A 23881-nucleotide genomic window follows, 5' to 3' on the forward strand; every position below is an offset into this window, starting at 1 on the left:
TCACCGGCCGGTCGCGCGGAGACGCCGACCGAGCTGGGCGAGCGCGATGGCGACGTACTCGCGGCTCGAGAAGACCTCTGTGGGCGCATCGCCGATGCGCCCACGTCGGTGCGTCGTCGACGTGGACGCGAAAGCGGCACCGACAGCGGGGAAGTGGGTGCTGTTGTCGGCGGCCACGTCCCTTGCCTCCACCCACACGCGCTCCCCGTCGACGCGATGGGGGAATCGGCGAACCCAGTGACGCCGGACGTCGGGGGGCAGCAGCGATTCGACGTGGTGCAGCATCGAGCTCCGGTTGTGGCCCACGCCGAGGAGCACGATCGTCGCGTCCAGCTCGACCAGCCGCGAGAACGGCGAGTTCTCGCCGAGGGCGAACGAGAGCGGCTGGTCCCGACAGATGGCGTCGGCGTCGGCGCCGACCGCGGCGACCGACGCCTGCGGGTGCGGACTGCGACGTCGGCCGGGCTCGGCGAGAACAGCTGTCGGGATGGCCCCGGTCTCAGTCGGTGTCGTGGCCGGGTCGTACAGGGGGACCTGATCGCGCGTTGCCCACACGTCCGGGTCGGTCGCCCCGACGATCCCGGACCGGCACGGATCGGTGATCGTGCCGCTGAAGGCCGGTGTGACGAGTGTGCCCCGGGGCCCGAGCGCAGTACGGAAAGCGTCGACCACGGTCGGCGCCCCGCCGTCCACCTGCCCGATGCTCGACAGCGAGCAGTGCACCAGCACCACGCCGCCGGACGTGACACCGAGTTCCGTCAGATCCTCGATGAGTGATGTGCGCGAGATGAGAGCCACGCAGCAAGGTTAGCCACGCTAACCGTAGACGGATGGTGTCAGGTGGTCGCGCGCGTCTTGTGTTCGGCCTCGGCCTCGGCCCATGCGGATCGGAGGCGACCGCCGGTGTGTTCGACGACGTTGCCGCGGATGGCGAACCAGCCGATGGCGAGTGCGGCGGCGATGATCGGGATGCCGACCACGACCACGTAGAAGTCGACGCGTCCGCCCGACGTGTCCAGCCATCCCGAGATGCCCAGTGCGACGATCACGCCCACGAGGAACACCAGTCCGAAGATCGACGTGTATGGGTATCCGGGTGCTTGGAAATTGCCCTTCGGGATGATGCCCTTGTTCACCAGGGATCTCAGTTTGAGCTGGCAGGCGAAGATCGTTCCCCAGGTGAACACGATGCCGATCGACGACGCCTCGAGCGCGATGTCGAAGGCACGTCCCGGCACCAGCAGGTTCAGGACGATGCCGAGCAGGTACACCACGGTGGTCATGGCGATCCCGGCCCACGGGACGCCGCCCTTGCTCATCTTGGTCGCGAAACCCGGCGCCTGCTTGCTCATGCCCAGGCTGCGCAGCACGCGGCCGGTCGAGAAGAGACCGGAGTTCAGGCTCGACATCGCCGCGACGATGAGGACCGCCTGGATGACGTCACCCATCCACCCGAACCCGAGCTTCTCGAAGACAGTCACGAACGGACTGGTGCCCGACGTGTACGACGTCGTCGGCAGCATCGCGCACAGGAGCAGGATCGAGCCGATGTAGAAGACGGCGATCCGGAAGATGACCGCGTTGACTGCGCGCGGCACCTCTTTGTCCGAGTCCTCCATCTCACCGGCGGCGACACCGACCATCTCGATGGACGCGTAGGCGAACACGACGCCGGACATCACCAGGATCGGTCCGTACCAGTTGTAGGCACCGCTGGTGGGCCAGAACCCGCCGGGGTTGTCCCAGAGGTTCGAGAAGCCCGCCTGGTGGTCGCCGACGTGCACCGCACCCAGAACCACCACGAGCCCGACGATGAGAAACAGCACGATCGCGCCGACCTTGAGGATGGACGCCCAGAACTCGAACTCACCGAACGCCTTGGCGCTCAGCAGGTTCACGCCCAACACCACCACGAGCGCGATCGTCGCCGACAGCCAGTTCGGGACCGATTCGAAGTTGTTGTGGACGTACACCCCGACGGCGGACAGTTCGGCGACACCGGTCAGCGCCCAGTTCAGCCAGTACATCCAACCGGTCACGTATGCGGCCTTCTCACCGAAGAACTCGCGCATGTACGAGACGAACGCGCCGCTGGTCGACCGGTGCAACACGAGCTCGCCGAGTGCTCGCATGAGGAAGTACGCCACGAGACCGGCGAACGCATAGCTGAACAGGAGGGCCGGACCGTTGGCGTTGAGGCGCGATGCGGACCCGAGGAAGAGTCCGGTGCCGATCGCACCGCCGATGGCGATCATCTGGACCTGACGTCGACCCAGCGACTGCTTGTAGCCCACCTGCTCCGCATCGAGATGCGCGGTGGGTGAGGACGTGTCCGAGGTCATGAGGTGTGAGTATGCGCACATCGCGTTTCGCCGGTGTTGCCGGGGCGAGCCTGCGATGTTGCCCTGACGGACATTTCGGCCAAGTCGGACAGTCGATCTCGGCGCGTCACGCAGGGCTGTGTGCCACGATCTGCGCATGACCGACTTCGCGGAGTTCCTCGGGCGCCATCCGCCGTTCGACGCGGTCCCGGCGGATCAGCTCGAGCGGCTCGCCGGGGCTGTCGAGCGACGGCGGTTCGCGGCGGGCGAGGTCATCGTCGACGGGTTCGCCGAACGGGTCACCGTGCTGACCGTCGTGGTGTCGGGCGAGGTGGGCCTGTGGAACCGTCGCGTCGACGCGCCGCACGGTCTGCCCGACGAGGATCCCGACGAGGTGCTCGGGGTGGGCGGGGTCTTCGGGTACCTGTCCCTGCTGACCCAGGAGCTGTCGGGACCGCGCGCGGTGGCCTTGCGTGACAGCACCGTCGCCACGCTCCCGAGCGACTCTGTGCAGGCCGTGTTCTCGACGATGGCCGGCGCGCGCTTCCTCGCCGGGCAGCTCCACACCCCTCGCAAGGTGGTCTCGACGCCGGTGCGCGGTGGCACCGTCGACGAGTTGATCCGCACGGCACCGGTCGTCGGGACACCCGAGATGTCCGTCGCCGACGCCGCGCGGACGATGACCGAGCGGGGTCGCGACCACATCGTGATCCCGGGCGTCGACGGCACGCTCGGCATCCTCACCGACGCCGACATCCGCTCCCGGCTGGTCGCGCACGGGCTGGCCGCGACCACCCCGGTCGCCCGGGTGATGACGCCCCGGGCGCGCAGCGTGGTCACCGGGACCCCCGCGACCGAGGGGTTGCTGCAGATCCTCGAGCACGACCTGAGCTGCCTGCCGGTCGTCGACCCGGCCGGTCGACTGCTCGGGGTCGTCGGTCCCGGTGATTTCGTCGCCGCACCCGGCGGCGCGACGGTCGCTCTCCGGACCCAGATCTCCCGCTCGGGGTCGGTGGCCGAGCTGTCCGAGCAGGCGCAGCGGGCACCGTGGGTGCTCGCCGACCTCGTGCGGCGCGGACAGCCCTCGCACGAGGTGACGGCGGTCCTGTCGCTGATCCACGACGCGACCGTGCGTCGCGCGCTCGAACTCGCGCTCGCGGAGGCGCCGGCCGTCGACGGGGATCGGCTGACGTGGCTGTCGTTGGGCTCCAACGCCCGTCGCGAGGCGGTGCTGAGTTCCGACGTCGACAGTGCGGTCGCCTTCGACGACGCTCTGGTCGACCCGGACGAGAACGCCGCCTATCGCAGGGTGTTCCGGCGCGTGGACGACATCCTGCGCGACTGCGGGCTCACCATCGACGACAACGGCGCCATCGCGTCGTCGGTGCTGTTCGCGCGGACCCACGCCCAGTGGCGGTCGGCGGCGGGCGAGTGGCTGCGGGCGCCGCTGGAGAACAAGGGCATGATCATGACCTCGCTGATGCTCGACGGTCGCCCGATCTGGGGCGACCGCGGGCTGTCGGAGGTGACGCGGGTCTTCTCCGACCTGCGGTCACACCCGTCGACGCTGCGCCTGCTGCTCGCGGAGTCGTTGTCGCACAAGGCGCGGATCCGGTCGACCAAGGACGTGCTCGCACGCCGCGGCGGGACGTTCGACATCAAGACCCATGCGCTGACGCCGCTGGTCAACATCGCGCGGTGGGCGGCGCTGTCGGTGGAGTCGACGGAACTCGACACCCGATCGCGGCTTCGGGCGGCCGCGGGCAGCCTGATGCTCACCGAGGACAACGCCCGCGTCCTCGTCGAGGTCTTCGACGTGCTGCAGAAGGTCCGGATCTCCTACCAGGTCGCGCAACTCGACCGCGCGGAACGCGTCGGCGACGTCATCACCATGCGCCGACTGTCACCGCTCGACCGCGGTCTCGTCGGACAGGCGGTGCGAGAGATCGCGGGCATCCAGCGGCGCATGACGAACGTGGCGCACTATGCGCCGCTGGTGCCTGAGGACTGAGCTCTCAGACGGTGGCGACCGGGAGGTCGAGTGCTTGGCCGACCGACGCCGCGTACAGCTTCCCCTCGTGCGTCGACAGGCCGTTCGCGAGACCGGGGTTCGCGGAACACGCTGCCTCCCAGCCCTTGTCGGCCAGCGCGATCACGTGGGGCAGGGTCGCGCCGGTGAGTGCCCAGGTGGACGTCCGCGCCACCGATCCGGGCATGTTCGCGACGCAGTAGAAGACCGAGTCGTGGACGGTGAACACCGGGTCGTCGTGGGTGGTGGGGTGCGAGTCCTCGAAGCAGCCGCCCTGGTCGATCGCGATGTCCACGAGCACTGAGCCGGGCTTCATCTGCGCCACGAGCGAGTTCGGCACCACGACAGGCGCTTTGGCTCCGGGGACGAGGACGGCTCCGATGACGAGGTCGGCGCGGACGACGGCCTCCTGCAGAGCGAGGGCCGTGCTGTAGCGGGTGTGGATCCGACCGCCGAAGCGGGCGTCGACGGCACGGAGCTTGGTGATGTCGAGATCGAAGACGGTGACCTGTGCGCCCATGCCCATCGCGATGGTGGCGGCGTGGACGCCGCTGACGCCGCCGCCGATCACGACGACCTCCGCGGGCTCCGTCCCGGGGACACCGCCCATGAGGACGCCACGCCCGCCGGCGGACCGCATCAGGTGGTAGGCGCCGACCTGCGGGGCGAGCCGTCCGGCCACCTCGCTCATCGGGGCCAGCAACGGCAGGCTGCCGTCGGGCGCGGTCACCGTCTCGTAGGCGATCGAGGTGATGCCCGACGACAGCAGGGCGTCGGTGCACGGACGGCTGGCCGCGAGGTGCAGGTAGGTGAACAGCGTCTGTCCCGCCCGCATCCGGTGGTACTCCTCGGCGATGGGCTCCTTGACCTTCAGGACGAGGTCGGACTGCTCCCAGACGGCGTCGGCGCCGGAGATGATCTGGGCGCCCGCCTCCTTGAAGTCGTTGTCGTGGATGGCCGAGCCCTCGCCCGCGCCGGCCTCGACGACGACCTCGTGGCCGCGGCGTGCCAACTCGGTGACGCCTGCGGGGGTGATGGCCACCCGGTACTCGTTGTTCTTCACCTCACGGGGGATACCCACGCGCATGGTCCGCCTCCTCCGACGTTGTCGTCGACCCGCACGACTCGGCGGATCCGTGTACATCAGCGTGAAGTCTGTTCGGAATGAGGGCAACAGAAGCGAAGAAGATTCTCTGTAAGGCCTCGGCAGCGCTGTTCATTCGGTATCGTGGGCGTTCGTGAGCACCTCACCGAACGATGTTCGGCCGTCCGGCCCGGTCGACCTCGACGACGTCGACCGCGCTCTGGTCCGTCTCCTACGCGCCGACGGGCGCATCGCCAACCGTGAGCTCGCCGAGCGCGTCGGCATCGCCCCCTCGACGTGTCACGGACGGGTCCGACGTCTCGTCGAACTCGGTGTCATCCGTGGCTTCTTCGCCGACATCGACCCGGCCGCCGTGGGCCGGACGTTGCGCGCGATGGTCGCCGTGAGTCTGCAGTCCGACGCACGCGGCCAGATCCGTCACTTCGTCGGGCAGATCCGCGGACGCGACGAGATCATCGACGTCTTCTTCCTGGCCGGCACCGATGACTATCTCCTGCACGTCGCCGTGCCGGACACCCAGGCGCTGCGCGACTTCGTGGAGGCCCTCAACTCGCGACCGGAGGTCGCCGGGACGACGACATCGCTGGTCTTCGAGCACGTCCGCGCCGCGGCGCCGGTGTTCTGACCGCTGACCTCAGATCCGGACCGCTCCCGCGACGCGGGCGTCCATCGCCTTGCGCAGACGGGTGAAGGGGCGAGGCATGTCGACGGCGACCACCGCGTCGGGGCGATCCGGGTCGCCGGCGACGGCGACGAACGCGTCGTCGTCGACGGACCCCTCCACCACGGTCGGATCGACGCCACGGGGCATGGTCCCGCAGATCTGGATCCGGTGGCCGTGCTGCTCGCTCCACACATACGGCGCGCGGGGGGCCGGTCGCGGATGTCCGGCGACGGCATGGGCGACCGCGCGCGCGGATTCGATGGCTGCCGACCAGTGCTGATGCGGCACAGCGTGTCCGGCGTCCGGGGCGGTGACGCGTGCGCAGTCACCCGCGGCCCACACTCCCGGCATCGAGGTGGCCCCGGCGGCGTCGGTGAGGAACCCGCCGTCGATTGCGATGGGTGAGTTCGCTGCCCAGTCGGTCTCGGCCACGGCACCGACGCCCACGACCACCACGTCGGCGGGGATCGTGGTGCCGTCGGCGAGACGTACCGCCCGGACCCGGCCGTCGACGGCCTCGAGGTCCGCGACTCCCGCGTCGACGACGACGTCGACACCGGCGCGACGATGCAGGTCGAGTGCCCACGCAGCCAGGCGCGGCCCGAGAGCGGCCGCGCCGGGATCGGCGGCGCGCTCGACGATGGTCACCCTGCGCCCCATGGCGGCCGCCGTCGACGCGATCTCCGCGCCGATGAACCCGGCTCCGATGACGACGAGGTCGCGCGCGTCATGCAGATCGTCGGCCAGTCGCCGGGCGTCGTCGAGGGTGCGCAGGGTGTGGACACCCGCGAGGACGTCACCCGGCAGTCGCCGGGCGCGAGCGCCCGTGGCGAGCACGACCGTGTCGGCGGGTATGTCGCCGTGGTCGGTGTGGATGACCGGCCCGGGGGCGAGGCCGGTCGCGGCGACGCCGAGCCGCCAGTCGAACTCGTCGGCCTCACCCGGTGTCAGGAGCGTCGCCCAACCGGGATCCGGTGCGATCGACTCGTCGCCGGCGGTGATGACCTCCTTCGACAGCGGCGGCCGGTCGTAGGGGAGCCACGGCTCGGCGCCGACGAGGATGATCGGCTCGGTCACCCCGAGTGACCGCAGGGTGCGTGCGACGGTGAGGCCGGCGAGGGACGCCCCGACGATCCCGATCACGCCGCGTCGGACGCGGCGTCGGCGCCGCCGACCCAGATGCTGACCAGGCCGTCGACCACCTGAACGGCATGGGTTGCGATCGGTCGCGTCGCCGGCGGACCCATCGCCGCACCGGTGCGCAGGTCGAAGCACGCCTCGTGCAGTGGACACTCGACCGCGCAGCCCTCGACCCACCCGGCCGAGAGCGAGGTGTCCTGGTGCGAGCAGGTGTCGTCCACGGCGAAGACGCCATCGTCGGTGCGGACGACCATGATCGGCGGCCGGTTCTCGAGATCCACCCGCACCGGGGTGTCGACGAGGAGATCGTCGAACGCGGCGACCGCGACGAAGGCGCCACACGCGTCGGTGTCCGTGGTTCGGGTGGTGAACTCGCTCAGCGTCATGCCGTCTCCCATCGTGTTGCGTTTCACGCAACGCTGCGCGTATTGCGCAACACTGTGGCAGCGGCGGACGAGCGCGTCAAGTGACGGTGGGGCGAGTCGCTCGATCTACAGTGACGAGGACATGACGAAACGCGACGTACCGCCCGCATCGGTCCAGTCGGTGGACCGGGCCCTCGAGGTCCTGGAGATCCTCGGCCGCGACGGGGAGGGCGGTGTCTCCGACATCGCCGACGCCCTCGGGGTCCACAAGTCGACCGTGTCGCGCCTGGTCTCGGTGCTCGAGTCCCGAGGCTTCGTCGAGCAGATCAGCGACCGTGGAAAGTATCGACTCGGCTTCACCGTGGTGCGGCTCGCGGGCGCCTCGATGTCCCGGCGGGACCTGGGTCGGGAGAGTCGCGACATCTGTGAACCGCTGGCCGACTCGGTCGGGGAGACCGTGAATCTCGCGGTCCTCGACTCCGATCGTGCGGTGAACGTCACCGAGGCCAACGGCGGCGCCGGGATCGCCCTGCGCACGTTCGTCGGCCAGAGCTGCCCCGCCCACGCCACCTCCAGCGGGAAGGTCCTGCTGGCGGGGTTGTCCGAGGGACGGCTGGCAGGCTTCCTCGACGGCACGCTGGAACAGTTCACCGACGCGACCATCGTGACCGGGGCCGCGTTGCGGGACGAGCTCGCGACCGTGCGCGCCCAGGGCTGGGCCGCGGCCCGCGACGAGCTCGAGGACGGCCTGACCGCGGTCGCCGCCCCCGTGCGGGATCACACCGGCGACGTCGTCGCGGCGCTGAGCATCTCCGGGCCGTCGTTCCGCATGGGTGGCGACCGCATCCCGGATCTGTCGCGACAGGCCATCACCGCGGCGGAGGCGGTCAGCATCCGCCTCGGACACACCGCCTGATCCGCGCGTCCGATTGACGTCGGGGCCCATGGGGCCCATCCTGTTGCGTGTCGAGCAACCTGTTGCGTGCTCGGCAACAGATCCAACACACACGGGCAGGTGGGTGATCCATGGGCGGCGTACAGCACGGTCCTCGCGTGGTGGTGATCGGCGCGGGCATCGTCGGCACCTCTCTCGCCGACGAACTCGTCGCGCGTGGTCTGACGCAGGTCACCGTCGTCGACCGAGGACCGCTCCCGGCCGCGGGTGGATCCAGCAGCCACGCGCCCGGGCTCGTGTTCGCCACGAACGCATCGCGGGCCCTGTCGGATCTCGCCGCGGCGACGGTCACCAAGTTCCGTGATCTCTCGACTCCGAATGCGCTGTGCTTCAACGCTGTCGGTGGACTCGAGATCGCGACCACCCCGGAGCGTCTCGCCGAACTGCACCGCAAGGCCGGGTGGGCCGCGTCGTGGGGAAGACACGCCGAAGTCGTCGACGTCACCGAGTGTGTCCGACTGCACCCGCTGCTGGACGCCGACGCCGTCCTGGGCGGTCTGCACACTCCCGACGACGGGCTCGCCGACGCGCTCACGTGTATCGCGGTACAGCGCCGGCGTGCGGAGGCCGGTGGTGCGCGGTTCCTGTCCGACACGCGTGTGGTGGACGTCCTGACCGCCGGTGACCGTGTGGTCGGGGTGCGGACCGACTCCGGGGTCCTCGACGCGGATGTGGTCGTGTCCTGCGGTGGGTTCTGGGGCGCCGAGCTCGGCGAGCTGGTCGGCCTCACCGTCCCGCTGGTGCCGATGGGGCACGAATACGTCACCACCACAGCGGTTCCCGCGTCGGCGCCCTTCGTCGACCGGCGCGACGGGCACGCCGCCGCCACGCTGCCGATCCTGCGCCACCAGGACGCCGACCTCTACTACCGCCAGCACGGCGACCGCATCGGCATCGGGTACTACGGCCACGACCCTGTCGTCGTCGACATGGACAACCTCTACGCCGACACCGCCGACGAGCCGATGCCCTCGATGCTCCCGTTCTCCGAGAACGGGTTCCGCACCGCATGGGACGAATCGCGTCGCGTGCTGCCCGGCCTGCGTGACGCGGCGATCGCCGACGGGTTCACCGGCATCTTCTCGTTCACCCCCGACGGCGGCCCCATGCTGGGTCCGCACCCCGGCCTCGACGGGTTCTGGGTCGCAGAGGCGATCTGGGTCACGCAGTCCGCCGGCGCCGCCGCGGCGATCGCCGACTGGGTGGTCACCGGCTCGCCCGGAATCGACGTGTCGGGGTGCGACGTCAACCGTTTCGCCCCCGCCGAACTGGACCGTGAGGCCGTCGTGGCGCGGTCGTCGCGGGCGTTCGTCGAGGTCTACGACGTCATCCATCCGCGTGCCCAGCCCGCCGACGCGCGGGACCTGCGCACGTCGGCCCTCCACGACGACCACGTCGGCCGTGGCGCGTCGTTCGGTGTCTCCCACGGCTGCGAACGGCCCCTGTGGTTCTCGACGAACGAGCCGCTCACGGACCGGTTCCCGGTCGGCACCCCGGACCTGCCCGAGTGGTACCGCCGCGGATGGTCGTCGATCGTCCTTGCCGAGGCGGTCGCCACCCGTGAGGTCGGCGGGATCTACGACATGAGTTCCCTGACGCGCGTGCAGATCACGGGCCCGGACGCCGTTGCGACCCTCGCGCCGCTGATCACCCGAGACCCCGATCGTCCGGTCGGGTCGGTGGTGTACGCGCTCATGCTCGACGACACCGGCGGCGTCCTCAGCGACGTCACCGTCGCGCGGGTCGCGGACGACCGACTCGTGGTCGGGGTGAATGGCCCGCTCGACGTGGCCCGGTTGACGAGCGCCGCGCGACGGGCGCGAGCAGCCGGTGCGTCTGTCGACGTCCGCGAGATCACCGACGAGACATGCTGTGTCGCCGTGTGGGGTCCGCGGGCGCTCGACATCGTCGCGCCGCTCACCGACCTGGATGTCACCCCGTCGGGCCTGCGGTACTACCGGTGCGCCGAGGCGTCGGTCGCCGGGGTGTCGGCGCTGCTCACCCGCGTGTCCTACGTCGGCGAGTTCGGCTGGGAGATCACGACGAGTGCGGCCGACGGACCGCGCCTCGCGGCCGCGCTGGGCGAGAACGCCGATCGCCACGGAGCGGTGTGGGCGGGTCGCGCCGCGATGGACTGCATGCGGATCGAGAAGGGCTACCGCTCGTGGGGGACCGACATGAGCCGCACCGACTCTCCGGACGAGGCGGGCGTGGCCTTCGCGGTGGCCAAGGACCACGAGTTCATCGGGCGCGCGGCGGTCGCCGAGCGGCCCGTCGTACGAGCACTGCACACGTTGATCGCCGACGACGCCGACACCGTGCTGCTCGGGTCGGAACCGGTGCGACACCGCGGGACGGACGTCGGGTACGTCACGTCGGCGGCGTGGTCGCCGACCGTCGGTGCCACCGTCGCCTACGCATGGGGCCCGCCCGATCTACGCCCGGGTGACGCCGTCACCGCCGAATGGTTCGGTGCGGAGCGATCGCTCCGGGTCGCTCCGTCCGTCACCGTCGACCCCGAGAACCTCCGAGTGAAAGGTGTGTACCGATGAGCCGCGAGCGTGTCGTCGTCGTCGGCCTCGGCGGTATGGGATCGGCCGCGGCCCACCATCTCGCCGCGCGCGGAGCCGACGTCGTCGGGCTGGAACGGTTTGAGCCCGCCCATGCCCGAGGATCCTCGCACGGCGGTTCCCGGATCATCCGGCAGGCCTATTTCGAGGACCCCGCCTACGTGCCGTTGCTGGTGCGCGCCTACGAGTTGTGGGAGCGGCTCGGCGCCGACAGTTCCCGTGAGGTGCACAGGATCACCGGTGGCATCTTCGCGGGTCCGGAGACGTCGACGACCGTCGCGGGGTCGCTGCGCGCCGCACAGGAGTACGGGCTGCGGCACGACGTCCTGACCGCCGACGAGATCGCCAGCCGTTTCCCGGGATTCGCACCCGCCGCCGACCAGATCGGCGTCCACGAGCACCTCGCCGGCTTCGCGCGTCCGGAAGAGACGGTCCGCGCCCACATCGACCTCGCGCAGCGTGCCGGCGCCGACCTCCGGTTCGGCGTCGAGGTGCTGGACTGGGCGGACACCGGCGACGCGGTACGGGTCACGACCGATCAGGGCCTCGTGTACGGCGATCGCCTGGTCGTCTGTCCGGGTGCCTGGGCGCCGGAGATGCTCGCGGACCTGCAGACCGGTATCCGCATCGAGCGTCAGGTCATGTACTGGTTCGACCTCGCGGCCGGCGCGCCGCCGATGGCCGACTCGCCCATCTACATCCACGAGACCGACGCCGGCGAGCAGATCTACGGCTTCCCCGCCATCGACGGTCCGGAGGGTGGCGTGAAGACCGCGTTCTTCCGCAAGGGCGTCGACTGCTCGCCGGACACGATCGACCGTGCCGTCCACCCCGAGGAGGCGCAGGCGATGCTGGATCGTGTCCGCGCGCTCATCCCCGGTGTCGGGTCGAGCGACGACGCGTCGCGGTCCATGCTGCATGCCGCCACCTGCATGTACTCGACGACGCCCGACCACGACTTCGTCATCGCCAACCATCCGCGGCACCCGCGGGTGGCGGTCGCGTGCGGATTCTCCGGACACGGGTTCAAGTTCGTCCCGGTGGTCGGGGAGATCCTCGCCGACCTGGTCCTCGAGGGGTCCACGCGCCACCCGATCGGCATCTTCGACCCGACCCGGCCCGCACTGGCCGGCCAGGCAGCAGGGGTGGGCATCGGATGACCGCGGACGTGAGCGTCACCCCCGAGACGACGGCTGCCGACACCCTGGTCCCGACTCTGCCGGGCTCGTCCTACACCGATCCCGCCGTGTTCGTGCGGGAGACCGAGCGCATCTTCGGTCGCCGATGGATGTGTGCGGTGCGCGTCGCCGACGTGGGGGCGACGGGCCGGTTCGAGACCGTCGAGATCGGCGGCGAGAGCATCCTCGTGGTCCGCGGCCGCGATCAGGTGCTGCGGGCATTTCTCAACGCGTGCCGGCACCGGGGCGCGCTGGTGTGCACCGAACCATCAGGCGCGGTGCGACGGAACCTGCAGTGCCCGTACCACGCCTGGACCTACGGCCTCGACGGCGCGTTGGTCGCGGCACCGAATCTCTCGAGTCTCGGTGACATCGACCGGACGCGGTACGGCCTGGTGCCCGTCGCCTCCCGGGAATGGCTCGGATACCTGTGGATCTGTCTCGACGAGACCCCGCCGTCGTTCGAGGACACCGTGATCGGGGCGGTCACAGACCGTCTGGGAGACCCGACGATGATCGACCGGTGGGACGTGCCGGGACTCGCACTGGCACACCGGGAGACCTACGAGGTGGCGTCCAACTGGAAGCTCATCGTCGAGAACTTCATGGAGTGCTACCACTGCGCCACCATCCACCCCGAGCTCACCGAGGTGCTGCCCGAGTTCGCCGACGGCCTCGCCGCCCAGTACTACGTCGGGCACGGAGCCGAGTTCGGTTCCGACGTCGACGGGTTCACCGTCGACGGTTCTGCGGGTGCTGACGCCCTGCCGTCTCTCGACCCCGAACACGACCGGCGGTACTACGCCATCACGATCAACCCGACGGTGTTCGTGAACCTCGTCCCGGACCACGTGATCGTCCACCGGATGTTCCCGCGCGCCGCCGACCGCACGACGGTGATCTGCGACTGGCTGTACGCCCCGGAGGTCGTCGAGTCCGGTCGTGACGTGTCCGCCGGCGTCGAACTGTTCCACCGCGTCAACCAGCAGGATTTCGACGCCTGCGAGCGGACCCAGCCCGGCATGTCGTCGCGTGCCTACCGGCACGGCGGCGTGCTGGTGCCGGCCGAGCACCACATCGCGCAATTTCACCATTGGGTGAGCGAGATGACCGACTAGGGGCAAAGATCAGTTCGTGGACGATCTGTACATCGACGGGGCATGGCGTGCAGCCGCATCGGGGCGCACACGGTCGGTGATCGACCCCGCCGACGGCAGCACCATCGTCGAGGTCGCAGAGGCGGATCCGTCCGACGTGCGCGACGCCATCGTCGCCGCCCGTCGCGCATTCGACGATTCACCGTGGCCTGCGACGCCCGTCGCCGAGCGGTCGGCGCTGTTGCGCCGCGTCGCCGACCTGCTGCAGCGCGACAAGGAGAGCCTGGCCGAGACCGAGACCCGCGACACCGGCAAGACGCTCGCCGAGAGCCGGATCGACATCGACGACGTCACCGCTGTCTTCCGCTACTACGCCGACCTCGTCTCCACCTCCGCCGACCGCGTCGTCGACGTGGGCGACCCGGCGGTGATCAGCCGGGTGGTCCACGAACCCATCGGGGTGTGCGTGCTCATCGCGCCGTGGAACTACCCGCTGCTGCAGATCTCCTGGAAGGTCGCGCCCGCCCTCGCCGCCGGGGCGACGATGGTGATGAAGCCCAGCGAGGTGACCCCGCTGACGACCATCGCGTTCACGCGGCTGCTCGTCGAGGCCGGGGTCCCGGCCGGGGTGGTCAACCTGGTGCTCGGCGCGGGGCGGGACCTGTCCGACGCGCTCAACGACGACCCCGACGTCGACCTGATCTCGTTCACCGGAGGTCTCGCGACCGGGCAGGTCATCGCGGCCACGGCGGCGAAACACGTCACCCGCGTGCTCGTCGAACTCGGCGGCAAGAACCCGCATGTCGTCTTCGCCGACGCCTGCGGCACCGACGAGCAGTTCGCCGCGACCGTCGACCAGGTGGTCACCGGTGTGTTCCTGCACTCCGGTCAGGTGTGTTCGGCCGGAACGCGACTCATCGTCGAGGAGAGCGTCGCCGACCGGCTCGTCGCCGCCGTCGCCGAGCGCGCCGAGCGGATCGTCGTCGGTCCCGGATCCGACCCGGACAGCCGCACAGGGCCGTTGGTCTCGCGACAGCAGCTCGACAAGATCGTCGACCACGTCGCGTCCGGCCGCGCCGAGGGCGCGCAGTTGGTGACCGGCGGTCGACGTCTCGACGATCCCGACCGCGACGACCCACGCCTCGCGGCGGGGTACTTCTACGCGCCCACGGTGTTCGACCACTGCGACCGCACCATGCGGATCGTCCAGGACGAGACGTTCGGGCCGATCCTCACCGTCGAACGGTTCACCACCGAGGCGGAGGCACTCGACCTCGCCAACGACACCCGATACGGCCTCGCGGGCGGTGTCCGCACGGCGGATCCCGCACGAGCGGAACGGTTCGCGCGCGGCATGCGCCACGGCACCGTGTGGATCAACGACTTCGGCTACTACACCCCGGCCGCGGAGTGGGGTGGGTACGGGCGGTCCGGCAACGGCCGCGAGCTGGGTCCGTCCGGACTGGCCGAATACCAGGAGACCAAACACATCTGGAACAACACCGCGGCACCGACGGCAGGATGGTTCGAGCCATGACACAGACCGCCCCCGACACCGGGATGGAGCATTTCGGGTACAAGGAGAGCCTCGACCGCAGCATCGGCAAGTTCGCCAGTTTCGCCGCCGGCGTCAGCTACATATCCATCCTCACCGGAACCTTCCAGCTCTTCTACTTCGGGTTCGGCACCGCTGGTGCGGCCTACCTGTGGAGCTGGCCGATCGTCTTCGTGGGGCAGCTGGCGGTGGCCCTGTGTTTCATGGAGTTGGCCGCGAAGTACCCGATCGCCGGATCGGTCTACAACTGGGCGAAGATCCTCGGCAGCAAGGTCGTCGGCTGGTTCTCGGGCTGGATGATGCTGACCGCCTCGATCGTGACGATGTCGGCGGTCGTGCTCGCGATCGACTCGACACTGCCGAAGATCTGGAGTGGGTTCCGCCTCGTCGGGTCCGACGACCTGTCCGTGGTGTCACCGTCGAACGCCGTCCTCCTCGGATCGATCCTGGTGCTCGTGACCACCGCCATCAACGCCTTCGGCGTCCGGTTGATGGCGCTCATCAACAGCACGGGCGTGTTCATCGAACTCATCGCGGCTGTGCTGATCGCGGTCATCCTCGCGTTCAACGTCCAGCGCACACCGGCGGTGTTCTTCTCGACCAACGGCTACGGCGCGGGGGAGAGCGGCGGCTGGTTGAGCGCCTTCCTCATCGCCTCGTTGGCGTCGGGATACGTGATGTACGGCTTCGACACCGCGTCGTCGCTCGGCGAGGAGACCGTCAACCCGCGCAAGACCGCGCCGTCGGCGATCCTGCGGGCGATCCTGGCGTCGTTCGTGATCGGCGGTGCGATCCTCGTGTTCGCGATCCTCGCCGCGCCCAACCTGTCCGACCCGGCGCTGGGCCAACAGGGTGGACTGCAACAGATCGTGCTCGACGTCATGTACGGGCCGGTCGGCAAGATCTTCCTCATCTGCATCGTGGTCGCCGTCTTCGTCTGCACACTCGCGGTCCACACCGCCGCCATCCGGCTCACGTTCGCCATGGCGCGTGACAACGCACTGCCGTTCGGGGAGTCGCTGGCGAAGGTGCACCCGAAGACGCAGACGCCGGTCATCCCGTCGGTGCTCATCGGGGTGCTGTCGATCCTCATCCTGGTCATCAACATCAATCAGCCGACCATCTTCCTGCTGCTGACCTCGGTGGCAATCATCATGATCTACATCGCGTACCTGTTGGTGACCGTCCCGTTGTTGCTCAAGCGTTTCGGCGGCCAGTGGCCTCCGGCGGACCTGAAGTCGGGTGGGTACTTCACCATGGGCCGCTGGGGCCTGCCGGTCAACATCCTCGCGGTGCTGTGGGGTGTCGGGATGGCGATCAACCTGGCCTGGCCGCGTACGGCCGTCTACGGCGCGCCCTGGTACAACACGTGGGCCGCGTTCATCTACATCGGCGTCATCGGCGGCGTCGGACTGATCTGGTACTTCGCCGTCGGCAGCCGCGGGATGGGGACCCTCCGGTCCCACGCGTCGGAGACGAAGGCCGATGCCGTTGCCGCCGAACCGTTCCCCGGACCCGAGGGAGTCTGACCGCATGGCCGACCCGTTGACCGACACCACCGTCACCGCAGGCGAGTTCGACTACGTCATCCTCGGCGGCGGAACCGCCGGATGCGTTCTGGCCGCCCGACTGTCCGAGGACCCGTCGGTGTCGGTGCTCCTCGTCGAGGCAGGCCCGAGCGACGTCGACGATCCCGCGGTCCTGATCCTCACCGACTGGATGCAGCTGCTGGACTCCGGCTACGACTGGGACTACCCGATCGAGCCGCAGGAGCGTGGCAACAGTTTCATGCGCCACGCCCGGGCGAAGGTGTTGGGCGGATGCTCGTCGCACAACTCGTGCATCGCGTTCTGGCCGCCCGCCGAGTACCTCGACGAGTGGGAGCAGATGGGTCTCACCGGGTGGGGTTCGGCCGCGGTGCACCCGCTGACGCGACGTCTCGAGAACAACGACGCCCCCGGCGATCACGGTCACGACGGGCCTGTTCGGCTCCGCGACGTCCCGCCGCTGGATCCCTGCGGGGCAGCCCTTCTCGAGGCCGCGGCCGCCGTCGGCCTGCCGACCGTCGGGTTCAACCGCGGCGAGACGGTCCGCAACGGCGCCGGATGGTTCCAGATCAACGCGGGGGAGGACGGCAAGCGCATGTCGACCTCACACGCGTACCTCCACCCCATCATGGGCCGTCGTCCGAACCTCGAGATCCGCACCGGCTGTTGGGTCCAGGAGATCGTGTTCGACGGCACCACCGCGACGGGCGCCCGCTACCAGCGTCCCGACCTCACCGGCTTCGACGTGGTCGGTGCACGCCGCGAGGTCATCGTGACCGCCGGCGCCATCGACACCCCGAAGCTGCTCATGCTGTCCGGTGTCGGTCCGGCGGAGCAGCTGCGCGAGTTCGGGATCGACGTGCGCGTCGACCTCCCCGGGGTCGGCGAGAACCTCGACGACCATGTCGAGGGTCTCGTGTTCTGGGAGGCGTCGCAGCCGATGGTCACCAGCTCCAGCCAGTGGTGGGAGATCGGCGTCTTCGCCACGACCGAGCCGGACCTGCCGCTGCCCGACGTGATGATGCACTACGGCAGCGTCCCGTTCGACATGAACACACTGCGGTGGGGATACCCCACCACCGACAACGGCTTCTGCCTGACGCCCAACGTCACCCAGGGCAAGTCGCGCGGGACGGTGAAGCTGCGCAGCCGAGACTTCCGCGACCGTGCGAGGGTCGACCCGCGGTACTTCACCGACCCCGACCACCACGACGAGCGGGTCATGACCGCCGGCATCCGGTTGGCGCGGGAGATCGCCGAGCAGGAAGCACTCAAGGGCTGGATCGCCAGAGAGCTGGCCCCGGGTCCTGACGCCGTGACCGACGACGACCTCGTCGACTACATGCACAAGACGCACAACACCGTCTATCACCCGGCGGCAACCGCGCGGATGGGCGTCGACGGCGACCCGATGGCCGTCCTCGACCCGCAGCTGCGGGTGCGGGGCACGCAGCGCCTGCGTGTCGTCGACGCGTCGGCCATGCCGAAGCTGCCCACGGTGAACCCGAACATCACGGTCATGACCATGGCCGAGAGGTGCGCCGACCTGATCCGCGGCGTCTGAAACGTCCCGCGTGGCCGTCGGCCGCCCGGCGTGGGGGATCATGGACCCATGAGTGAGCGGATCCGTGTCGGTGTGTTCGGCAGCGACGGCAAGGTGGGGCAGGCGATCGTCGACGCGGTCGAGGCGGCCGATGACCTCGACTTCACCGTCGGTGTCGACAAGGGTGACGACCGCTCCGCACTGGTCGAGTCGGGCACGCAGGTCGTCGTCGACTTCACCCATCCCTCGGTGGTGATGGACAACCTCGAGTTCCTCATCGGCAACGGCATCCACGCCGTCGTCGGCACCACCGGCTTCGACGACGATCGGCTCGCGCAGGTGCGGTCGTGGCTCGAGGCGTCGCCGGAGACCGGGGTGTTGATCGCGCCGAACTTCGCGATCGGCGCGGTGCTCTCGATGCGATTCGCCGCTGCGGCGGCGCGCTTCTACGACTCCGTCGAGGTGATCGAGCTCCACCATCCCCACAAGGCGGACGCGCCGTCGGGCACCGCATACCGCACCGCACGGTTGATCGCGCAGGCACGCGCGGACGCCGGCAGCAAGCCCATGCCCGACGCGACGTCGGATGAGCTCGACGGGGCCCGCGGCGCCGACGTCGAGGGTGTGCGCGTGCACTCGGTGCGCGTCGCCGGTCTCGTCGCCCACCAGGAGGTGCTGCTCGGCACACAGGGGGAGACGCTCACCATCCGCCACGACTCCATCGACCGGTCGTCGTTCGCACCCGGCGTGTTGCTGGGCGTGCGGGAGATCGGTGCGCGACCGGGTCTCACCGTCGGGCTCGACGACCTGCTGGACCTCTGACGCCCATGGCTCGCAGGGACTTCTACACACGCGACGCGCGACCGATCGTGGTCACGATCGCCCTGATCCTGGTGCTTCTCGCGGTCTACATCGTCCTGCTCGGCGTGCGTGGCGTGCAGCTGGTCGAGGACGGGGGAGTGGTCGGCGTCGGACTGGGCATCGGTGTGCTGATCCTCCCGCTGCTGGGTGTCTGGATGGCGGTCACGACGGTGCGGGCGGGCATCACGCACCAGCGGCTGGCACGCCGCGCGCGTGAGGAGGGCCGCGAGCTCGACGTGTCGGACCTCCCGCGCCGGCCGTCCGGTCGGATCGAGCGCGACGCCGCCGACGAGTTGTTCGCACAGGTGCGCACCGAGTGGGAGGCCGAGCCCGAGGACTGGCGCAACACCTACCGCATCGCCCGCGCGTACGATTTCGCCGGCGATCGCACACGCGCCCGGCAGATGATGAAACGTGCTGTGGAACAGGAGAAGACGGAGCGGCAGGGCTCGTCGTGAGTCGGCTGCTCATCGTCCACCACACCCCGTCGCCGCATTGTCAGGCGATGCTGGAGGCCGTCGTGTCCGGTGCGAGCGACCCGGAGATCGAGGGCGTCGAGGTGATCCGGCGCCCGGCACTGACCGTCTCGCCCGTGGAGATGCTCGAGGCCGACGGATATCTGCTCGGGACCCCGGCGAATCTCGGATACATCAGCGGCGCACTGAAACACGCTTTCGATGTGTCGTACTACCAGTTGCTGGACGCCACCCGCGGCCGCCCGTTCGGGCTGTACCTCCACGGCAACGAGGGGACCGAGGGCGCTGAACGCGCGGTCGAAACCATCACCACGGGCCTCGGATGGGCGCGTGTCGCCGAGACCGTGATCGTGTCCGGCGCACCGTCGAAGCCCGACACCGAGGCCTGCTGGGAGCTCGGCGCCACCGTCGCAGCGCAGCTGATGGGCTGAGCTTCCCCGCCGATTTCCACAGTTGATCGCGAGTCCACAGGCCTTGGATGGTGATCGAATCGCCGCCGGGCGTTGTCGGTGGACCTCGCTACAGTCGTACACATGTTCGACGACGTGCTCGGGGCGGCTGATCGCCTCGCTGATGCCGTGCGCGAGTGCGAGGTGCCCGCGGGTGATGACGCGTTGCTGGCGGGGGTGCGGGCGGCGGTGGCTGCGCGTAACGCCGCGGACGGGTTGCTGGCCCGGGTGACCGGGGAGATCGAATGCCGGGGCACCGCGAAGCGGCTCGGGTTCTCGGCGCGGGAACTGCTGCGGCGCAATGGGTGTGTGCCGGTGGTGACGTCGCGGGCGATCCGGCTCGGTAGAGCGATCGCGCACCTGCCCGCACTCGCCCGGCACCTACGGGACGGGTCGCTGTCAGCAGAGTTCGCCGACGCCGTCGCCCGCGGAGTACGCCACGTCGCGATACGCACACGGTCGCCGCTCGGCTCGGAGCTCGCGGTCGAGACCGAGGCGGCGTTGATCGGACACGCTCTCGCGGGCCGCTCGCCGGTCGAGATCGACGACCGGGCGCGGGCCATCGCACTCGCGCACGAACCCGCGGTCGACAACGGCGAGCCGGCGACGCCGGTCGCGGAGGACACCACGCTCAACGAGGTGTCCTGGGCGCAGCGTGACGACGGCCGACTGGCAGGGGCGTTCGACCTCGACGTTGTGACCGGGGAGCGGTTGATCTCCTGTCTCGACACCGCGTCCCGCCCGCGGCCGCTCCCCGACGGGACACCCGACCCGCGGTCGGCCGCACAGCGCCGAGCGGATGCGTTCGTGCAGGTCGTCGAGGCCGCATCCCGGGCGCTCGGAGCGGACGGTCTGGTGGGGTCGGCGAAGACCGAGATCCTGCTGACCGTGCCCGCCACCGTCGACGAGTGCTGCGGAATCACCCCGGCGGGGCCGGCGCATCTGCAGTGGATGGGCACCGTGACCGACGAGGCCGTCTCGCTGCTGTCCTGCGATGCCTCGGTCACCCGCATCGCAGTCGATGTCGACGCAGCCCCGGTCGACATCTCCCCGACGGCGCGGTTGTTCACCGGCCGCACCCGCAAGGCGATCGTGGCCCGCGATCAGTCGTGCGTCATGTGCGGCAACCCCGCCTCGTGGACCGACGTCCACCACATCGTCTTCCACTCCGACGGCGGACCCACAACATGCGACAACGGGTGCCTACTGTGCCGGACCTGTCACGTCGCGGTGCACCAGCACGGCTGGGACATCGAGATGGGCCCCGACCGCCACCCCTGGATCCGACCACCCGCCAAGGCCGACCCACGACGAGAACTGCAACCCGCCTACAACCGACGAACCTTGCGACTCGACCCGATCGCAGCCTGAGAGACAGCCACCTCCCGCACTTGACCACCGGTCAGGACCGCATCAGAACCTTGACAACTTCACAGTGTGACGGCGTGCCGCCCGGCAGCTCCCGTCGACGACGGCGACCTCTCGTAGGATGAGCGCGATGATCGCGACCCCGTACGAGGACCTGCTCCGCGACGTGCTCGAGACGGGCACGCCCAAGTCCGACCGCACCGGCACCGGGACGCGCAGCGTGTTCGGGCGCCAGCTCCGATACGACCTGTCGGAGGGCTTCCCGCTGATCACCACCAAGCGGGTGCACCTCAAATCGATCGTCTACGAACTGCTGTGGTTCCTCCGCGGTGACTCCAACGTGCAGTGGTTGCAAGACCACGGCGTAACCATCTGGGACGAGTGGGCCGACGCCAACGGCGAGCTCGGCCCGGTCTACGGCGTGCAATGGCGCAGCTGGCCGACACCGTCGGGCGACCACATCGACCAGATCTCCGCGGCGCTGGACCTCCTGCGCAGCAATCCGGACTCGCGCCGCAACATCGTCTCGGCGTGGAACGTCGGCGAGATCCCCCAGATGGCGCTCCCGCCCTGCCACGCGTTCTTCCAGTTCTACGTCGCCGACGGCAAGCTCTCCTGCCAGCTCTATCAGCGCTCGGCGGACCTGTTCCTCGGAGTGCCGTTCAACATCGCGTCCTACGCCTTGCTCACCCACATGATGGCGGCGCAGGCCGGCCTCGAGGTCGGCGACTTCGTGTGGACCGGAGGCGACTGCCACATCTACGACAACCATGTCGAGCAGGTCACCGAGCAACTGTCCCGTGACCCGTTCCCGTATCCGAGTCTGCGTCTCGCCCCCCGAGACTCGTTGTTCGACTACGGCTTCGACGACATCGAGGTCGTCGACTACAAGCACCACCCGGCCATCAAGGCGCCTGTCGCCGTATGACCGTCGCGCTGATCTGGGCGGCCGACCGCGCCGGCGCCATCGGCAGTGGCAACACCATCCCCTGGCACGTCCCCGAGGACCAGAAGCGCTTCCGCGAACTCACCACCGGCCACCCGGTGATCATGGGTCGCCGCACCTGGGACTCTCTGCCGCCGCGGTTCCGCCCCCTGCCGAACCGCCACAACATCGTCGTCACCCGCGACCACCGATGGTCGGCCGACGGAGCCACAGCGGTCACCGATCTCGAGGCCGCTCTCCGCGTGGGCCACGACGACGACGACACCGTGGTCGTGTCCGGTGGCGAGCAGATCTACGCGCTCGCCCTGCCGCACGCAGATGCCCTGTGGATCACCGACATCGACCTCACCATCGACGACCCGGACGCGTTCGCCCCGTCGGTTCCTTCCGACGACTGGGAGACCGTCACCGACCACGGCTGGCAGACCTCGACAACCGGGATCCGTTACCGCTACCGCGATCTCGCCCGCCGCCGGTGACGCCACCGGACCGCACCCTCGGTCTCGCCGCCGCGCGGCGTATCGCCCTGGGTGCACAGGGATTCGCCGACCGCCCACCCGCCGGTGACGTCACCCGACGACACCTGCGCCGTGTCGTCGACCGGCTCGGGGTGATCCAGATGGACTCGGTGAACGTCGCGGTCCGCGCCCACTACATGCCGCTGTTCAGCAGACTCGGCCCGTACGCGACCTCGGTGCTCGACGACGCGGCGTGGCGGTCGACGGCACGGCAGCCCCGCATCCTCACCGAGTACTGGGCGCACGAAGCCGCGCTGATCGACGTCGACGACTGGCCGCTCTTCGGCTGGCGCATGGCCGACTACCGCTTCGGCCGCTACTCCCGGACCACATCGGAGAGCCCGGCGCAGACGCGACTGCGCGCGGAGGTCCGCGCCGCCGTCGCCGACCTCGGACCGTCGACGGGCGGGATGCTCGAGGAGGCGCTGGGTCGCCGGCGTGAAGGTCCTCGCCGGGGCACCTGGTGGGACCGCAGCGAGGTCAAGTACACCTGCGAGGTGATGCTGGCGGCCGGCGAACTCGCCGCGGTCCGCGACGACACCTTCGCCCGCCACTACGACCTCGCCGAGCGGGTCGTGGGGGAGGAGAGGGTGGTCCGACACGTACCGCGCGACGAGGCCGTCGACACCCTGATGCGCCGCGCCGCCGGAGCGCTCGGCGTGGCCACCGAGACCGACCTGCGGGACTACTACCGGCTGCCTGTCACCGATGCCCGTCAGTCACTCGCCCGCCTGGTCGAGGCCGGGGACCTCGTGCCCGTCGGTGTCCGAGGATGGGACGCGCCCGCCTATCTCCACCCCGCGGCCCGCATGCCGCGACGCGTCACCGCGTCGGCGCTGCTCGCACCGTTCGACCCGCTCGTCTTCTTCCGGCCGCGGCTGGCCCGGCTCTTCGGGATGGACTACCGCATCGAGATCTACGTCCCTGAGCACAAGCGCGTCCACGGCTACTACGTCTTCCCCTACCTGTGGGACGAGACCATCGGCGCCCGTGTCGATCTCAAGCACGACCGCGCCGCGCGTGTGCTGCGCGTCCAGTCCGCCCACGCGGAGGAGGGCGTCGATCGCGGCGCACTCTCCGCGTCGCTCGCGGTCGACCTGCGGACGATGGCCGGGTGGCTCGGCGCGGACGACGTCGCCGTCGCCGACCGCGGTGACCTCGCGGGGGAGCTCACCCACGCCCTCCGCTGACGCT

The 23881-nt window shown here is 69.7% G+C and carries 21 protein-coding genes; 16 read left to right on the forward strand and 5 right to left on the reverse strand.

Going from position 1 to position 23881, the window contains the following annotated elements:
• Complete coding sequence (locus tag Q1A98_RS13300) at positions 1-798, reverse strand: aminoglycoside N(3)-acetyltransferase (RefSeq protein WP_299574252.1); 798 nt, start codon at positions 796-798, stop codon at positions 1-3.
• A 38-nt stretch (positions 799-836) separates the two neighbouring features.
• Positions 837-2342 (reverse strand): amino acid permease, encoded by a 1506-nt coding sequence (locus Q1A98_RS13305; protein WP_299574254.1) that lies wholly within the window; start codon positions 2340-2342, stop codon positions 837-839.
• Positions 2343-2478: 136 nt separating this feature from the next.
• Here Q1A98_RS13305 and Q1A98_RS13310 point away from each other — a divergent pair, with 136 nt between their 5' ends.
• Positions 2479-4332, forward strand: a complete 1854-nt coding sequence (locus Q1A98_RS13310) for a putative nucleotidyltransferase substrate binding domain-containing protein (protein WP_299574256.1) — start codon at positions 2479-2481, stop codon at positions 4330-4332.
• A 4-nt stretch (positions 4333-4336) separates the two neighbouring features.
• On the opposite strand, the gene ald is transcribed toward Q1A98_RS13310, so the two are convergent.
• Positions 4337-5437, reverse strand: coding sequence for an alanine dehydrogenase (gene ald, locus Q1A98_RS13315; RefSeq protein ID WP_299574258.1), 1101 nt, complete (start codon positions 5435-5437; stop codon positions 4337-4339).
• 151 nt (positions 5438-5588) lie between these two features.
• Between ald and Q1A98_RS13320 the strand changes: the two genes are divergently transcribed.
• Entirely contained in the window at positions 5589-6080 is a 492-nt protein-coding gene (locus Q1A98_RS13320) for an Lrp/AsnC family transcriptional regulator (protein WP_299574260.1), read from the forward strand.
• Between the two features lie 9 nt (positions 6081-6089).
• Here the strand turns inward: Q1A98_RS13320 and Q1A98_RS13325 are convergent, their stop codons facing one another.
• Both Q1A98_RS13325 and Q1A98_RS13330 read right to left on the reverse strand, forming a co-directional pair.
• Positions 6090-7262, reverse strand: a complete 1173-nt coding sequence (locus tag Q1A98_RS13325) for an FAD-dependent oxidoreductase (protein WP_299574262.1) — start codon at positions 7260-7262, stop codon at positions 6090-6092.
• Positions 7259-7645, reverse strand: coding sequence for a bifunctional 3-phenylpropionate/cinnamic acid dioxygenase ferredoxin subunit (locus Q1A98_RS13330; RefSeq protein ID WP_299574264.1), 387 nt, complete (start codon positions 7643-7645; stop codon positions 7259-7261). The genes Q1A98_RS13325 and Q1A98_RS13330 overlap by 4 nt, the downstream gene beginning before the upstream one ends.
• A gap of 121 nt (positions 7646-7766) precedes the next feature.
• Between Q1A98_RS13330 and Q1A98_RS13335 the strand changes: the two genes are divergently transcribed.
• The 14 genes from Q1A98_RS13335 (at position 7767) to Q1A98_RS13400 (ending at position 23877) form a co-directional block, all read left to right on the forward strand.
• Positions 7767-8540 carry an IclR family transcriptional regulator gene (locus Q1A98_RS13335; protein ID WP_299574266.1) on the forward strand — a complete coding sequence of 258 codons (774 nt, stop codon included), beginning with the start codon at positions 7767-7769 and terminating at the stop codon, positions 8538-8540.
• A gap of 110 nt (positions 8541-8650) precedes the next feature.
• Entirely contained in the window at positions 8651-11131 is a 2481-nt protein-coding gene (locus Q1A98_RS13340; RefSeq protein ID WP_299574269.1) for an FAD-dependent oxidoreductase, read from the forward strand.
• Complete coding sequence (gene solA / locus Q1A98_RS13345; protein ID WP_299574272.1) at positions 11128-12309, forward strand: N-methyl-L-tryptophan oxidase; 1182 nt, start codon at positions 11128-11130, stop codon at positions 12307-12309. The genes Q1A98_RS13340 and solA overlap by 4 nt, the downstream gene beginning before the upstream one ends.
• The gene (locus Q1A98_RS13350) at positions 12306-13445 is read left to right on the forward strand and encodes an aromatic ring-hydroxylating dioxygenase subunit alpha (RefSeq protein WP_299574275.1); all 1140 of its coding nucleotides are present in this window, start codon (positions 12306-12308) and stop codon (positions 13443-13445) included. The genes solA and Q1A98_RS13350 overlap by 4 nt, the downstream gene beginning before the upstream one ends.
• 16 nt (positions 13446-13461) lie before the next feature.
• Positions 13462-14961 (forward strand): aldehyde dehydrogenase family protein, encoded by a 1500-nt coding sequence (locus Q1A98_RS13355; RefSeq protein WP_299574278.1) that lies wholly within the window; start codon positions 13462-13464, stop codon positions 14959-14961.
• The gene (locus Q1A98_RS13360) at positions 14958-16508 is read left to right on the forward strand and encodes an amino acid permease (protein ID WP_299574281.1); all 1551 of its coding nucleotides are present in this window, start codon (positions 14958-14960) and stop codon (positions 16506-16508) included. Before Q1A98_RS13355 ends, Q1A98_RS13360 begins: the two co-directional genes overlap by 4 nt.
• Before the next feature lie 4 nt (positions 16509-16512).
• Positions 16513-18090: a GMC oxidoreductase gene (locus Q1A98_RS13365; RefSeq protein WP_299574283.1), complete on the forward strand. Its 1578-nt coding sequence runs from the start codon at positions 16513-16515 to the stop codon at positions 18088-18090.
• Positions 18091-18138: 48 nt separating this feature from the next.
• Positions 18139-18891, forward strand: a complete 753-nt coding sequence (gene dapB / locus Q1A98_RS13370; RefSeq protein ID WP_299574286.1) for a 4-hydroxy-tetrahydrodipicolinate reductase — start codon at positions 18139-18141, stop codon at positions 18889-18891.
• A gap of 5 nt (positions 18892-18896) precedes the next feature.
• A complete protein-coding gene (locus tag Q1A98_RS13375; protein WP_299574287.1) occupies positions 18897-19388 on the forward strand; it encodes a hypothetical protein in 492 nt (163 codons plus the stop codon).
• A complete protein-coding gene (locus Q1A98_RS13380) occupies positions 19385-19837 on the forward strand; it encodes an NAD(P)H-dependent oxidoreductase (protein WP_299574290.1) in 453 nt (150 codons plus the stop codon). The genes Q1A98_RS13375 and Q1A98_RS13380 overlap by 4 nt, the downstream gene beginning before the upstream one ends.
• Positions 19838-19939: 102 nt before the next feature.
• Positions 19940-21226: a DUF222 domain-containing protein gene (locus Q1A98_RS13385; RefSeq protein ID WP_299574292.1), complete on the forward strand. Its 1287-nt coding sequence runs from the start codon at positions 19940-19942 to the stop codon at positions 21224-21226.
• A gap of 118 nt (positions 21227-21344) precedes the next feature.
• Positions 21345-22151 (forward strand): thymidylate synthase, encoded by an 807-nt coding sequence (locus Q1A98_RS13390; protein WP_299574295.1) that lies wholly within the window; start codon positions 21345-21347, stop codon positions 22149-22151.
• Positions 22148-22648 carry a dihydrofolate reductase gene (locus Q1A98_RS13395; protein ID WP_299574298.1) on the forward strand — a complete coding sequence of 167 codons (501 nt, stop codon included), beginning with the start codon at positions 22148-22150 and terminating at the stop codon, positions 22646-22648. Before Q1A98_RS13390 ends, Q1A98_RS13395 begins: the two co-directional genes overlap by 4 nt.
• Complete coding sequence (locus Q1A98_RS13400; RefSeq protein ID WP_299574301.1) at positions 22645-23877, forward strand: crosslink repair DNA glycosylase YcaQ family protein; 1233 nt, start codon at positions 22645-22647, stop codon at positions 23875-23877. The genes Q1A98_RS13395 and Q1A98_RS13400 overlap by 4 nt, the downstream gene beginning before the upstream one ends.
• Positions 23878-23881 lie beyond the last annotated feature (4 nt).

This window comes from uncultured Williamsia sp. (assembly GCF_947494875.1).
Taxonomy (GTDB): Bacteria; Actinomycetota; Actinomycetes; order Mycobacteriales; family Mycobacteriaceae; genus Williamsia_A.

Excerpts from the sequence above, each read along its gene's own strand:
- Q1A98_RS13375 (WP_299574287.1), top strand. The coding sequence starts at position 18,897 with ATGGCTCGCAGGGACTTCTACACACGCGACGCGCGACCGATCGTGGTC.
- Q1A98_RS13310 (WP_299574256.1), top strand. The coding sequence starts at position 2,479 with ATGACCGACTTCGCGGAGTTCCTCGGGCGCCATCCGCCGTTCGACGCG.
- solA (WP_299574272.1), top strand. The coding sequence starts at position 11,128 with ATGAGCCGCGAGCGTGTCGTCGTCGTCGGCCTCGGCGGTATGGGATCG.
- Q1A98_RS13350 (WP_299574275.1), top strand. The coding sequence starts at position 12,306 with ATGACCGCGGACGTGAGCGTCACCCCCGAGACGACGGCTGCCGACACC.
- Q1A98_RS13340 (WP_299574269.1), top strand. The coding sequence starts at position 8,651 with ATGGGCGGCGTACAGCACGGTCCTCGCGTGGTGGTGATCGGCGCGGGC.
- Q1A98_RS13335 (WP_299574266.1), top strand. The coding sequence starts at position 7,767 with ATGACGAAACGCGACGTACCGCCCGCATCGGTCCAGTCGGTGGACCGG.
- Q1A98_RS13305 (WP_299574254.1), bottom strand. The coding sequence starts at position 2,342 with ATGACCTCGGACACGTCCTCACCCACCGCGCATCTCGATGCGGAGCAG.
- Q1A98_RS13390 (WP_299574295.1), top strand. The coding sequence starts at position 21,345 with ATGAGCGCGATGATCGCGACCCCGTACGAGGACCTGCTCCGCGACGTG.
- dapB (WP_299574286.1), top strand. The coding sequence starts at position 18,139 with ATGAGTGAGCGGATCCGTGTCGGTGTGTTCGGCAGCGACGGCAAGGTG.
- Q1A98_RS13365 (WP_299574283.1), top strand. The coding sequence starts at position 16,513 with ATGGCCGACCCGTTGACCGACACCACCGTCACCGCAGGCGAGTTCGAC.
- Q1A98_RS13385 (WP_299574292.1), top strand. The coding sequence starts at position 19,940 with ATGTTCGACGACGTGCTCGGGGCGGCTGATCGCCTCGCTGATGCCGTG.
- Q1A98_RS13395 (WP_299574298.1), top strand. The coding sequence starts at position 22,148 with ATGACCGTCGCGCTGATCTGGGCGGCCGACCGCGCCGGCGCCATCGGC.
- ald (WP_299574258.1), bottom strand. The coding sequence starts at position 5,437 with ATGCGCGTGGGTATCCCCCGTGAGGTGAAGAACAACGAGTACCGGGTG.
- Q1A98_RS13360 (WP_299574281.1), top strand. The coding sequence starts at position 14,958 with ATGACACAGACCGCCCCCGACACCGGGATGGAGCATTTCGGGTACAAG.
- Q1A98_RS13330 (WP_299574264.1), bottom strand. The coding sequence starts at position 7,645 with ATGACGCTGAGCGAGTTCACCACCCGAACCACGGACACCGACGCGTGT.